We start from the raw sequence: 13,876 nt of genomic DNA, 5'->3' as shown, positions 1-13,876 counted from the left end.
TATGTGGAACTTATCAAGCCGCGTCCATAAGCTGAATCATTTCCCAAATAAGGGTGTACAGTGTTACGTAAAAAGGGATGATGAGTTGGGATGTGGCATCAGCGGTTCCAAATTGCGTAAGTATTCCAGTCTGATGCCTTATTTGATGCAAAATGGAGTAAAACATTTATTAATCATTGCCGGACCGCAATCTAATAATTTGCTTGCAGCTTTGCAAATGGCAAGAGAGTTTCAATTAAAGGTTACAGCATTCTTGCTTAAACCGAGAAACCAGGTTATTCAAGGCAATTTCAGATTAAGCTCGCTTTTTCTTCATGAGGATGAAATCATCTGGATTGATCGAGATGAATGGCCGAAAGTTGAAGAAATCGCCTATAAGCACCTCAAAACACTCGATGAGCCCGGATATGTGGTGACAGAGGGGGCAAGTGTGACAGAAGCCATGACTGGGGCTATGAGTATTGCTCATGACATACAAGATAATGAGCGGCATTTAGGACTACACTTCCAGCATATTTTCGTTGATGCCGGAACAGGTTTCAGTGCTGCGGCACTGATTAAAGGTATGACCGATTTAAAGCATCAAGCAGAAATCCATGTTTTATTATTGGCTGACGATGAAGAAACTTATAGAAAAAAACTAATAAGCTGGATTGGTGAAATTCCTGAGCAAAGCCACAGCTTCTATCCAAAAACAGCAAAATCCTTCGGTTCTGTTAATAAGGAAATAAAGCAGGAAATAAGGCGCATGGCACTTGAAGAGGGGATTTTAGCCGATCCCATTTACTCAGCAAAATTATTTCATGAGTCAAGGCGTTATATCGAAGACGAGGGTCTTGGTGGAAATGTTCTCATAATCCATTCCGGAGGCACCTTAACTATGGCCGGCTTCGATTTAGAATGAATTGGCTGTGCCGTACATCAATACTAAATCAGACGCTGTACCTCAACAAAAGTTCCGCTCCCTCACGGTCGCGGCTCGGTTTCCGGTGCACGATGAAGTCAATACGAACGCACGAAAACCGAGCCGCGACCGTCAGGAAGCGGAACCGTTATACTGGCAGGGACGGTGTTTTCACACTGAACCCATGGAACCCTCGGATGTCGGAGTCAACTCCAGATTGTGTTCTCAGAGATGTGTAGAATAGTCAAACCGGGATTTGTAGTGGCTCGATCCCGGCTGCAAGCTGACCGAGCTACGCTCGTTGCAAGCAGCTGACTCTTCTACATTCCCCGATACACGTCGTCCTGAGCGCGTCTTTTTGCGCGAAGGATCTCCTGAAAGCGGCATGGTGCCAGTATTTGGAGGTCCTTCGCGCAAAAAGACGCGCTCAGGACGACGTGGGTGGGGGTTAATTCAGTGTCAGATTGCACTAACTTAAATTTATTTTCTCCCCTTGAAATTTCCTAATCCACCCTAATATGGTCTAAATATTCAAGTAAATGCGAAATAGGAGAGTAGTCAATGGCTAGTAAGCAACAAACTATGGGTTTTCAAACTGAAGTGAAGCAAATGCTTCATTTGGTGATCCATTCGCTGTATAGCAACAAGGAGATCTTTCTCCGCGAGCTCATTTCAAATGCCTCAGATGCCCTGGATAAATTGCGATTCCTGGCTCTTTCTAATGGTTCTCTTTTTGAAAATGATTCTGATTTGAAAATTACCATTGAAACCAATGAAAAATTAAAAACCATTACTATTAAAGATAATGGAATTGGCATGAGTTGGGATGAAGTCGTAGAAAACTTAGGAACCATTGCCAAGTCAGGAACCAAAGAATTCATGAGCCAGCTAACGGGTGAAAGCGCAAAAGACTCACAACTGATTGGTCAGTTCGGAGTCGGCTTTTATTCTGCCTTCATAGTTGCTGATAGAGTTACCGTAAAAAGCCGTCGTGCGGGCTTAAAACCAGAAGAAGGCGTAATCTGGGAATCTAATGGTGATGGCGAATTTACTATAGGCTATGAAAAGAAAGCATCACGCGGCACAGAAATTACGTTGCACTTAAAAGCCGATGATGACGAGTTCTTAAGCGAGTGGCGTATTCGCAGCATTATCAGTAAATACTCGGATCATATTTGCTGGCCTATAGTCATGAAAAAGACGGCAGAAGAAGGCAAAGAATCCGATGAGTTTGAAACAGTAAATAAAGCTACAGCATTATGGACTATGCAGAAATCTGATATTTCCGATGAAGACTACAAACAGCTTTACAAGCATATTTCTCATGATTATCGTGACCCACTGATTTGGTCTCATAATCATGTAGAAGGCAAGCATGAATACATAACTTTACTCTATATTCCTGCGCACGCCCCCTACGATCTTTGGCAACAGGAAGTCAAACATGGTTTGAAACTGTATGTGAAACGCGTATTCATTATGGATGACGCTACTCAGTTTTTACCTCGCTACCTGCGTTTCGTAAAGGGTATTGTGGATGCCAGTGATTTGCCGCTTAACGTGTCACGTGAAATCTTACAGGATAACAAACAGGTCGACAGTATTCGTGCTGCATGTACCAAACGTGTTTTATCCATGCTCGAAAAAATGAGTAAGGATGATAAAGAAAATTATCAGAAATTCTGGGATGAATTTGGCTTGGTGTTGAAAGAAGGGCCAGTTGAGGATTTTGCCAACAAAGAAGCAATTGCCAAATTATTGCGTTTCGCCACGACTGCCAGTGGTTCAGAAAAGCAGGATGTTTCTTTGGAAGAATACGTAAGTCGTATGAAAGAAGGACAAGACAAGATTTATTACATTACTGCTTCCAGTTATAACGCGGCTAAAAACAGTCCCCATTTGGAAATATTCAGGAAGAAAGGTATCGAAGTATTACTGCTCAGCGACAAGATTGATGAGTGGCTGGTTGGTTACATGAATGAATTTGCGGATAAAAAGCTGCAATCTATTTCCAAAGGTAAAATTGATTTGGATGATGAATCCAGTGAGCAAATTAAAGAGCAGGAAAAGACTTTAGAGCCTTTGATCAATCACATTAAAAAAGTTTTGGATGAACGGGTTAAAGATGTGCTTGTTACCCATCGTCTGACGGACTCACCAGCCTGTATTATCGCCGATGAGCAGGATATGGGGCTTGAAATGCAACGAATTCTGCAGGCCGCAGGTCAGCAGGTTCCAGTAAGCAAACCCATATTTGAAATTAACCCTGAACACGCTCTAATCAAGCGTTTGCATGACATTCAGGATGATAGCCAATTTGAGTTATGGGTGGTTATGCTCTTCGAACAGGCTGTTTTGGCTGAAGGCGGCCAATTGGATAATCCAGCCGATTTCGTTAACCGAGTCAATAAACTGCTGGTTTTGTCGTAGTTCTCATATCGAAGATCCCGGCGGCAAGCAGGCCGGGCTACGATTAGATTGATACCACCGACCAAGACGTAGCCCGGTTGCTCGTAACCGGGAATTGAGATTTAATTGTTGCCCTGAGCCCGCCAGCATAACTGTTCCGCTTCCTGACGGTCGCGGCTCGGTGTCCGGTGCACGATGAAGTATATACGAACACACGAAAACCGAGCCGCGACCGTCAGGAAGCGGAACTTTTGTTGCGGCACAGAGCATGATTTAGCATTCAATAAAAAAGGCTCGAAATCGAGCCTTTTTTATTTTAAGGTTTCCCTTATTCGTCAGTTAAGCGGAAGTATTTGGTACCGAAGTATCTTTGTAGTTTCTTTCTGATTGTGCCACGGCTTATGCCTAGCATTTTAGCTGCTTGTAATTGATTGCCACGGCGTTTTTCCATAACAGCCTGTAGCAATGGTGGCTCAACTTCTGACAATATCATGTCATAAAGATCATCAATTGATTTTGTTTTATTTTCAGCAAGAAAGCGGGTAACCAAACTATATACTAAATCCTGCAAACCTTGTTCTTGTTTTGTGGATTGAGTAGTCGCTTGTGTATCAATGACATTCATCTTAACTTCCTTATTATTAATTAAATCGTACAGTCCAATTGCCTACATTTGTAAATGAAAGCAAAATTAATTGTACATGAAGGTTAATTGATTATCTAGATTTTCAAGCGAAAACTATGCATTTATTTAGGGCAATTCACTCTCTACAAGATCAAACAAGGAGCAGTCAGATTTATTTGATGACAAAGACTCTTTCAGAGCGGAGAGTTGGTCGATCATTTTCCGCGGCTGGGTTGAATCCTGATAGAAATTTAAAATATATCTTGATAATTCAATAGCGTTACAATCATATTGCAAAAATTCGGGAACCATCATTTTATTAACCAGCAAGTTGCATAATCCCAAAAATTTTACCTTTATCAATTTCATGGCAGCATGATAGGTTAGAAAGGATGATTTATAAATAATGCACATTGGCTTTTCCAACAAAGCGCATTCCAGCGATGCAGTTCCTGAAGCAACAATAACAAAATCAGCTGCCGCCATACATTCTATTGATTTTCCAGAAATAAAAGTTACCGGCAAAGAGGTGCCTGAAAAATACGATTTAATTTTTTGCGGATTAATAGTACCTGCTATAGGTATTATGAACTTAAGTTCAGGCTTTTTTTGCAACAGAAGTTTCACTGTATCATGAAGTACTGGCATATGACGTTCAATTTCATGCGTACGGCTTCCGGGAAGAAGGGCTATTATTGTCGCATTCAAAGGCAATTCAAGAGCTTTTCTACTGGTCACAAGATCAGGGCTTGAAGCCATTTTTTCTACCAGAGGATGGCCAACAAAACTGACAGGGACTCCTGCTTTATCATAAATGTTTTTCTCGAAAGGCAGGATGACCGCCATTCTATCAACACATTTCTTTATCAAATGAATACGGTTTGCCTTCCAGGCCCAGATTTGCGGGCTGATGTAGTAAATTATTTTTAAGCCTAATTCCTGCTTGGCGTATTTTGCAAGCCTTAAGTTAAATCCTGGATAATCTACCAGAATAAGTAAGTCGGGCTTGCTGTCGTTTAAATGCTTTTTTATCGCCAGAAAGGCATCACGAAGTATTTTCAAATAGCGTACTACTTCAGTTAGCCCTGTGACCCCGTAACGAGCAAGATCAGAGATGAGTTCAGCTCCCGCTGCATCCATATGCTTACCACCAATCCCGCTTATTTTAATATCGGGATGGGCTGACTTTAATTGCTTTATAAGGGACGCTGCGTGTATATCACCAGACTCTTCACCAGCAATTATGACTACATGTTTATATTCTTTCTGCATGGAGTTCAGTCAGGTTACTGTTAATTAACGAAGTGATTCGCTCCGCAGTTTCAAGAGCATATCGTCCTTCTTCACCTGTAACAAGCGGCGTGGCGTTATGTTCAATACAGCTTAAAAATGCCTTAATTTCTTCTAGCAGGGCATCTCCGTTTTCAAATTCCTGATGTTCTCTTTTTATATCGGGAATTCCAGGGAACATTTCACCATCACCTTTTTGGAAAACAGCAAGCTGCTTTTTGTGGTAATCAATTGAAATATAAGAGTTATTCTGGAAAATTCTGGTTTTGCGTTCCGTTTTAAAACTAATGCGACTTGCTGTAACATTTGCAACACAGTGGTTTGCAAAGGTGATGCGGGCATTAGCGATATCAATGGCTTTGGTAAGGATTGGCGTGCCTTGAGCTTCAATAGAAGTAATAGGGCTTTTAACCATATTCTGAATGATATCTATGTCATGAATCATCAAATCGAGAATCACGTTAACATCTGTTCCGCGTGGATTAAAAGGCGCAAGTCGCTCGGATTCAATAAACAAAGGGGTTTCAAGATATTGGTCTAAAGCCAGACGTGCAGAATTAAATCGTTCGAGATGTCCGACCTGCAGTTTAACATTATGCTTTTTAGCAAGCATGATTAACTCTTCTGCCTGAAGGACTGTCTCTGTGATTGGCTTCTCTATCAAAACATGGATACCATGCTCCAAACAGAATTTGGCAATTTCATAATGCTTGTTTGTTGTTGCTGCAATACTTACGGCATCGACTTTACCCACCAGGTCATGGTAATCAAAATAGGCTGCGACATTCAGTTCCTGTGACACTTTCTCACAAGTATCCGGGTTCACGTCACATACTGCAACCAGATCTGCATTGGGTAATAGTTGATATTTTTGTGCATGAAATCGACCAAGATAGCCGATACCAATCACTGCGCAGCGGATTTTATTCATAGAAGGGTATCATTTGATAATTATTTGCACGCATGATCGCATTTTCTGGATGATAAATCAATTTTATATAGGTATTATCCGAGTTTGTAAGATAGCGTAAAAATTATAATAACAAGGAGCAGGGTGTTGGCTATAGATGATTTTATTCGGGTAGCAGGTGTTGATGAAGTAGGGCGCGGCCCGCTTGCAGGAGCAGTTGTTACGGCAGCAGTCATTCTCAAAGAGCCTATAGAGGGGCTTGATGACTCTAAAAAACTGACTGAAAAAAAGCGTAAAATGCTTTCTTTAAAGATTAAGGAACAGGCTTATGCCTATGCTTATGGTCGAGCAGAGGTAGAGGAAATTGATACACTCAATATCCATCATGCTACCTTGTTGGCAATGCGTAGAGCTATTCTGGCCTTACCTGTAAAACCACAGAGTGTTTTGGTGGATGGAATTCATATTCCCGAGATTGATATTCCTTGTAAAGCGATTGTTCAGGGCGACAGTTTGATTCCAGCCATCAGTGCCGCATCAATACTTGCCAAAGTCCTTCGTGATGAAGAAATGGAGGCAATGGATGTGATGTATCCTGGCTATGGTTTTGCGGGTCATAAAGGATATCCAACTGTGGCTCACCGGGATGCATTAATCAAATTGGGACCATGTCCTATTCACAGAAGAAGTTATGCACCAGTAGCCGCTTTACTTGATTAACCGCTTCGTAGCCCGTATTAGGCGAAGCCGTAATACGGGAATATCTCGCTCGTAATCCCGCCTGCCAATCGCTACATTAAAATAAATCTAATGCAAACTATTAAACAAAATCCGGTGCGAACTAATAGACATTAACACACCAAAGCTGGCAAGGAAGGTTACCATAGCCGTACCGCCGTAACTTACCAGAGGCAGGGGGATTCCCACTACGGGAATTATTCCCATCACCATCCCTATGTTAACAAAACCCGAAAGAAAGAAACTCATTGCCAGACTTGCTGCAAGTAATCGTGTAAAGGTAGTTTGAGCATTACTTGCGATACTCAAACTCCTTAAAGAAATTAAGACAATCAATACTATAATTGTAAAACCACCAGCAAAGCCAAACTCTTCTCCAGTTACAGCAAAAATAAAGTCAGTGGCATGTTCCGGTAAGAAATTTAAATGAGATTGACTTCCCTCCAGCCAGCCTTTACCCATTAATCCTCCTGAACCAATGGCAATTTTTGACTGGATGATGTGATAACCCGAACCTAAAGGATCCTGCTCCGGATCAATAAGAGTATAAACACGTTGCTTTTGATAATCATGCATGACATGCCATACCACTGGAATGGACAAGCCTATGAGTAATACCAGTAAAAGAATAAATTTAAAACGGATTCCCGCCAAAAAAACTACACATAAACCTGCGGCAGCTACCATTATTCCCGTCCCAAGATCGGGCTGTTTGGCAATTATCAGGGCTGGCACAAAAATAATAAGCGAAGCGATAAACATCGATCTCATACTGCTTGGGTTGGCTTGACGGTCAAAAAACCACGCTGCCATCATAGGAACGGCCAGTTTCATTATTTCAGAAGGTTGAAAGCGAAACAAACCCAGTTCGAGCCATCGTTGCGCTCCTTTACCGATTTTTCCCATGAGCATTACAGCAATCAACAAGCCTAAGCCAGCACCATAAATCCATGGCGTCCATATTTTATATTTATGAGGTGGAATAAAGGCCAGAACCAGCATGATAAGAGTAGCGATAACCAGCCTCATAGATTGACGGAATATCATTCCCATATTGGCATTTGACGCACTGTATAAAATTAACAGGCCAAAAGTAACTAAAGTCAGCAATAAGGCCAGCAATGGAGGATCGACATGAAGCGATTTGGCTGTAAAACGATATACGGGTTTTGAATGCAGTCTGTTCATGATTTCGCTTTTAATGGATAAAATTGATAATACGCATCCAACACCTTACGAGCAACGGTGGATGCAACAACGTCATTTTCTACCACTACAGTTATGGCTATATCAGGGTTTTCTACAGGAGTAAAACCTATAAACAATGAATTATCACGAAGCGCTTCAGGGATGTCTTCGTATCGTGCTTTTTCATATTGTCTGCCACTATAAACCTGTGCAGTACCGGTTTTTCCGGCGACTGGATAGGGCGGGTTGCGACCAAATCGATAACCAGTCCCTTCATTGCTGGTCAGTACACTATGCATGGCATCGGCAACGATATCCCAATTGGCTTCATCTCTGAGGGTGACGGGATATTCTTCTACCGGTTTATATTCTTCGACTTCTCCATTATCACTGTTAACCGTCTTTGTCAGTAAATGAGGCCTGAAGCGCTGACCTTTCTGGCTCAATGATGCTGTGGCATTAGCCATTTGCAAAGGAGTAGCCAACATGAATCCCTGACCTATAGAGGATATAACTGTATCTCCAGGATACCAGGATGCGCCTTTGGTTTGTCGTTTCCAACGCGCGCTGGGCACAACACCATTCGCTTCTTCATGCAGATCCACATGAGTTAATTGGCCGAGGCCAAATTTAACCAGCATGTCTTCAATGTTGGCAATACCCATTTTATGGCCTAGATGATAAAAATAAATGTCGCATGACACGGTTATGGCGCGTTTAAAATTCATTGGTCCATGGCCTGTTTTTTTCCAGTCTCTGTAAATGTGACTGGCAGTGGGCAATTTGAATTTACCTGAATCATAAATTTCAGTGGCTGTTGTAACGAAGCCTTTATCCAGTCCAGCTAAACCTACAAAGGGTTTAATCGTTGATGCAGGGGGATAAACACCGCGAACAGCCCGGTTAAACAGAGGCCTTTGCAAGGCATTGGATAAAATTTTATAGTCCTTGGAACTAACACCACTAACAAACAGATTAGGGTCAAAGCTTGGCGAACTCACCATGGCCAGTACTTCACCGTTATGGGAGTTAATCACCACGACAGCACCCCGTTTGCCTTCGAGCGCCTTATAAGCAGCCTCCTGAAGCCTTGTGTCAATACTTAAATAAAGCTTGGCACCAGAGTGAGGATTTAACTTGTTAATTACCCGTAATGTACGTCCTCTCACGTCTGTTTCTACCATTTGGTAGCCTACTTTGCCATGGAGAATATCCTCATAATATTTTTCTACTCCCGCCTTTCCAATAAAGTTAGTTGCACGATAATTGGTTGGATTTACCTGTTTTAATTCTTGAATGTTAATTCTTCCAACATAACCAAGAACATGAGCGGTCATTTCGCCGAGAGGATAATGACGCATAAGCTGTGCCTTAATGCTCACACCTGGAAAGTGGTATTGATTGATGGCAAAAGTAGCGACATCGTCCTGGTTTAATTTTAATTTGATGGGTATAGGCAAGAAAGAACGACTTTGCGATTTAGCCCGATTAAAGGTTTCTATATCATCATCAGTAATGGATGGAAGCAGCTCTTGCAGCTTGGCCAGGGTTTGTTTCATGTCTTTAACGTGTTCAGGAATGATTTCCAAAACATAAACAGGTATGTTCTCTGCCAGCAAAACGCCATTCCTATCCAATATAACTCCTCGGGGAGGGGCAATAGGAATAACACTCATTTGATTCTTTAACGACAAGGTCTGATAGCGTTTGAATTCAGAGATTTGTAAATAAGCCAACCTCAGAATCAGGATTAAAGACAAAATAATGAGCATTGCGACCAGTAAATTGAGTCTGAAACGTTGATGATGTGCGTCTGCTCGATAATTTGTGTACGACTGATTCGGGCGCATCGGATACAGTAATTTATAGATGAGAATACGAAAGGATGAATAATATCGTAAATTCTATATTTTTACCAATCAATCCTGTTACATATCCCGCTATATTAGCATCAGATTCGTCGTCCTGAGCGTAAACAAGGATCAATGCGTACCATCAAAACTATTTATACGACACGGTGGTCTGATTTGCCTTGCGTCCTAATAAAGTAATTCTGGAGGAGAAGTAGGTAATTATTATTACATAGGCACCTTTTTATTCCCCGTTTGCTTGATGACTATAAACTAGACGGATGGTTTCCATTTAAGGTGCCACCCACATTTTTGTGGATGGCATCCTTTTTAATACGACATTAATGTTGCTTTGCATGCAAAAATCTTAGGCTTTTTTGAACACGCATTTGGGTCCCAAAAAAGCATCAATCATTGTAAGGGTATCGTCTTCGATGGTGAATGCAACGTTAAGACTAAAAAGGAATGTAATCGTTGATTTCTTAAATTCATAAGACCTCAGATATAGAAGATTATCAAATAACATTGCATCAGTAACTTTTGTAGAGTGAGTGTCTGAAGAGGTTGAACTGTGAGTCTCTAAGCTGTTAATGGTAAATAAATACTTACTGTCTTCATTTTCGATGAATTCAATCTGGGTGTCATTTTGTTTAATGATGAACGTTACTTGTTCTTCTCCGTGACATGGTCCTGTCCACGTACCAGAAAAGTCTTTGTTAATTTGCCCGGGTTCAGGTGCGGTGGGCACTTGCTGATGGTTTGAAAAGCTAAATGCAAAACTGTAAGACGAAAAAAGCAATGCGCAAAGAGGGGCTAAAAATTTATTCATTAATAAAACTCCATATTATTCCAAAAAAACAGTCTGTGTGCGATATGGACAGGGACTGGCTTCCTGCTGAATGATACGGCATGCTGAAATAAAATGAAATTCATTTTTAGCAATTGCTACTGATTTCATTGGCCTATAAACATGATGCTCTTCATCGGAGTATTTACATACGTATGACGCGTATCGAATTGTAAGCTCTTATTTGAATCATACGGCATCAAAGCAACAATCATTGAATTAAAAGAAGTTAACAGGGTTGGGATACAGCGGCAAAAAATATTGCCGAAATTATCCTTAGTGAGAGGCTTACATCTGCATTCCATGTGATCTTGCCGCCGAGTTTAGAAATTCACGCGACTGCGTGAGATCTGCGGTTCTCACCTCATCAAGATAGCAGACCGCCGCCAAATCATCCTCCGCGCGCAATGCGCCCAAGGCCGCCGGCGCCGCCGCAAGCGTACCCGCCCTCCACCGCCGAATTAATGCAAAATCAAAACCGACACCAGAAGTTGAAGCCGGCAGCGGGTACCAAGATTTAAAATTTGTCACGTAATTATCAATAGTAAGAACTCTGGGCAGGGTTTCTTCATTAAATGAAGGTAAAGGGTTAAATGACCGGTCCGGCCTACAATACTCGTGAGCCACATGAGCTGGGACATCTCGCTGCGCCTTACCTACTGCCATCCAGGCGGCTTCGAGTTCATGCCAGTTATCATCCTCGACCCACTGGTCATATTCATCAAAAAGATTTAGCCCCTATATTTGTTGGTCAAGCAAATGTTTCTAAATTCCTTAATGGTGAACGAAACTTGGGAAAAAATCATATATCTGAATTAAAAAGAAAATTTAAAATTAGCGCTGATTTCTTTCCTAAATAATATGAATGAGGAACAGCGCTCAGCGTAGCCCGGCTTGCTTGCAACCGGGAAAACAGAACCAATGTCCACCTAATGGCATTTTAACCAACGATTAATTTCTTGAACACTGTCATCAATAACTGTGATTATTTGTTGATATAGAGGCTCGAGTAACTCAGATTGTCCCGATTTCCAATATTTCTCTAAATACTGACAAGCCATTTTGATTTTGGTAGTGCCTACGTAAATAGCTCCGCCTTTTATCTTATGAGCTAGTTGCTGGGTTTTATCCCAGTCAGTTTGGTCGTGTGCTTGTTTCATTAATTGGATGTCTGAAGGTAGCGATTCATCAATCATAAACTGGAGCATTTGAGCAAGTACTTCTGGTGTTCCCATTGTTTTAATGCCTTCTTCTATATCAAGTAAGGGATAAGAAGATAAGTCAAAGAGAGATTCATCTTTTGAGGGGGCTTCTATAGGTCCTGAGGAGGCTTTGAAGGATTGGTACTGATGATATTCTGGAATGAACGCTTCAAGCATATCAGTACAGCTTTTTGCTGTCAGCGGTTTCGTTAAAACTGCATTCATTCCAGCATCAATGCAACGTTTCTTATTTTCATCCCCTGCATGAGCAGTAAGAGCAATTATGGGACAATGCGACTTTTTGATCAATTCCTGAAGTCTGATTTGATGAGTCACTTCATAACCATCCATGTCAGGCAAACCAATATCCATTAAAATGAGTTGATATTGGTTATGTTTCCATAGTTCAACAGCTTTTTTCCCTGTGTCTGCGATGTCGGCATCACAATGAAGTTGTGCGAGAATGGATTTCGCTACTGTTTGTGCTATCTGATTATCCTCAACGATCAAAACACGAAATGCGCTGCTTTGTTTTGGTTCAATGCTTGGTTTAATTTCTTGGGCATATGTTGTTTCCAACGGCCTGTCAACGGATTGATCCATTTCATCATCTATTCCTGTAGTATCATCAAGCAATGGTTCTTGTAAAGGGATGAGACAAATAAAGGTAGTGCCACGTCGTACTTCACTGTCCACATAAATCTCGCCTCCCAACTCATCGATAAATTGTTTGACTACCGAAAGACCTAAGCCTGCACCTTTGTAAATACCTTGATAAGAGGGGGTAAGGCGCTTGAATTGTACGTAAATTTCTTGCTGTTTGTCTTTGGGAATGCCAATCCCCGAGTCTTCAACGACAAGCTTTAATACAAGTTTTCCTTCATCTTTTTTGGCAAGTTCTGCGCTTAGTGTTACAAAACCGGTATCAGTGAAGTTTAACGCATTAGCAACCAGCTCAAGTATTACTCTATGAAGACGAACTTTATCACCTATAACGAATTTAGGTATAGATTTGTCCATATGCAGGGTTAAAGATAGTCCTTTTTCTAAAGCTCGTGCACGATTCAGCTCAATCACTTGATTTAAGGTCTGTTCAAAACAGAATTTTTTCTTTAATTTGGGGATTTCTCCCGAGCCTACTCGAATCGCTTCAAGTACTTCATCTAACAGATTTAATAGTGCATGGCTTGATGCTACAAGATTTTCTGAATATTCTTTAATGTGAGGATTATCTGACTCCATTTTGAGTAAATCCGCAAAACCAACTATACCCGTTAATGGGGTACGTATGTCGTGTCGCATGTTCTCCAGAAACTCTGTTTTGGCTTGACTTGCAGCTTCTGCTTTAGCAATCGCAGAGTTTAACTCTGCTTCAATTTTCTTTAAATAAGAAATATCAATGGTATTTCCTACAACACCGACTATATTTCCTTCTTTATCCCACAAAGGTCTTTTTGTAGAAAGTTGTATTATTTTTTCTCCATTAGGTAATTGGTTTATTTCTTCATGTGTCATTTCCGTTTTTAATTTCATGACCTCTAAATCATTCTTTCTGTATTCGTCGGCTGTTTCTTTGCTAAATAATTGATAATCTGATTTGCCAATTACATCAGAGCGGTCACGAATAAATCCAATTTGCTGCAGGCTTTGAGCCCCTCTTTTATTAACACCCGACCAAATTCCTGCTCTGTCTTTCCAATAAATATCGCCTGGGAGATTATCAATAAGATTTTTTAGCTGAAAGTTTTCTGTATCTAGCTGATTAATCTTATTTTTTTGCTCCTCAATAATTTTTTCTTGTTCATTAATTTGTTGAAGCAGAGCCTCTTTGAGCTCATCGCTGAGTCCTGTTTTTTTCATTCATTAAATCCGCAAGAAGTGGCATTGGTTTAATTTAAGAATAGTCAATAGGC

Annotated in this window: 11 protein-coding genes; 4 read left to right on the top strand and 7 right to left on the bottom strand. The window is 41.0% G+C overall.

All coding sequences use genetic code 11. The features are described from left to right. Position 1: 1 nt before the first annotated feature. Both B094_RS0105855 and htpG read left to right on the top strand, forming a co-directional pair. Complete coding sequence (locus B094_RS0105855; protein WP_018576871.1) at positions 2-904, top strand: pyridoxal-phosphate dependent enzyme; 903 nt, start codon at positions 2-4, stop codon at positions 902-904. 561 nt (positions 905-1,465) lie between these two features. Beyond that, on the top strand, positions 1,466-3,334 hold the full coding sequence (gene htpG / locus B094_RS0105850) for a molecular chaperone HtpG (protein WP_018576870.1): 1,869 nt from the start codon (positions 1,466-1,468) through the stop codon (positions 3,332-3,334). A 307-nt stretch (positions 3,335-3,641) separates the two neighbouring features. On the opposite strand, the gene B094_RS0105845 is transcribed toward htpG, so the two are convergent. The 3 genes from B094_RS0105845 to B094_RS0105835 form a co-directional block, all read right to left on the bottom strand. Beyond that, positions 3,642-3,938 (bottom strand): helix-turn-helix domain-containing protein, encoded by a 297-nt coding sequence (locus tag B094_RS0105845; protein WP_018576869.1) that lies wholly within the window; start codon positions 3,936-3,938, stop codon positions 3,642-3,644. 126 nt (positions 3,939-4,064) lie between these two features. Then, positions 4,065-5,210 (bottom strand): lipid-A-disaccharide synthase, encoded by a 1,146-nt coding sequence (lpxB, locus tag B094_RS0105840; RefSeq protein WP_018576868.1) that lies wholly within the window; start codon positions 5,208-5,210, stop codon positions 4,065-4,067. Continuing rightward, positions 5,194-6,159 (bottom strand): Gfo/Idh/MocA family protein, encoded by a 966-nt coding sequence (locus tag B094_RS0105835; protein ID WP_018576867.1) that lies wholly within the window; start codon positions 6,157-6,159, stop codon positions 5,194-5,196. The genes lpxB and B094_RS0105835 overlap by 17 nt, the downstream gene beginning before the upstream one ends. A gap of 144 nt (positions 6,160-6,303) precedes the next feature. Between B094_RS0105835 and rnhB the strand changes: the two genes are divergently transcribed. Further along, on the top strand, positions 6,304-6,858 hold the full coding sequence (gene rnhB, locus B094_RS0105830; protein WP_040524056.1) for a ribonuclease HII: 555 nt from the start codon (positions 6,304-6,306) through the stop codon (positions 6,856-6,858). 87 nt (positions 6,859-6,945) lie between these two features. On the opposite strand, the gene rodA is transcribed toward rnhB, so the two are convergent. The 3 genes from rodA to B094_RS0105815 all read right to left on the bottom strand — a co-directional run bounded on the left by rodA (position 6,946) and on the right by B094_RS0105815 (position 10,743). Further along, complete coding sequence (gene rodA / locus B094_RS0105825) at positions 6,946-8,064, bottom strand: rod shape-determining protein RodA (RefSeq protein WP_018576865.1); 1,119 nt, start codon at positions 8,062-8,064, stop codon at positions 6,946-6,948. Continuing rightward, entirely contained in the window at positions 8,061-9,914 is a 1,854-nt protein-coding gene (gene mrdA / locus B094_RS0105820) for a penicillin-binding protein 2 (RefSeq protein ID WP_026253903.1), read from the bottom strand. The genes rodA and mrdA overlap by 4 nt, the downstream gene beginning before the upstream one ends. A 367-nt stretch (positions 9,915-10,281) precedes the next feature. Next, positions 10,282-10,743 (bottom strand): hypothetical protein, encoded by a 462-nt coding sequence (locus B094_RS0105815; RefSeq protein WP_018576863.1) that lies wholly within the window; start codon positions 10,741-10,743, stop codon positions 10,282-10,284. A gap of 611 nt (positions 10,744-11,354) precedes the next feature. Between B094_RS0105815 and B094_RS17485 the strand changes: the two genes are divergently transcribed. Beyond that, positions 11,355-11,621, top strand: a complete 267-nt coding sequence (locus B094_RS17485) for a hypothetical protein (RefSeq protein WP_018576860.1) — start codon at positions 11,355-11,357, stop codon at positions 11,619-11,621. Between the two features lie 69 nt (positions 11,622-11,690). Here B094_RS17485 and B094_RS0105795 read toward each other — a convergent pair whose 3' ends face one another. Beyond that, positions 11,691-13,823, bottom strand: coding sequence for a response regulator (locus B094_RS0105795; RefSeq protein WP_018576859.1), 2,133 nt, complete (start codon positions 13,821-13,823; stop codon positions 11,691-11,693). Positions 13,824-13,876 lie beyond the last annotated feature (53 nt).

This window comes from Legionella shakespearei DSM 23087 (genome assembly GCF_000373765.1).
Taxonomy (GTDB): Bacteria; Pseudomonadota; Gammaproteobacteria; order Legionellales; family Legionellaceae; genus Legionella; species Legionella shakespearei.
This window is presented reverse-complemented; position numbering and strand designations above follow the sequence as displayed.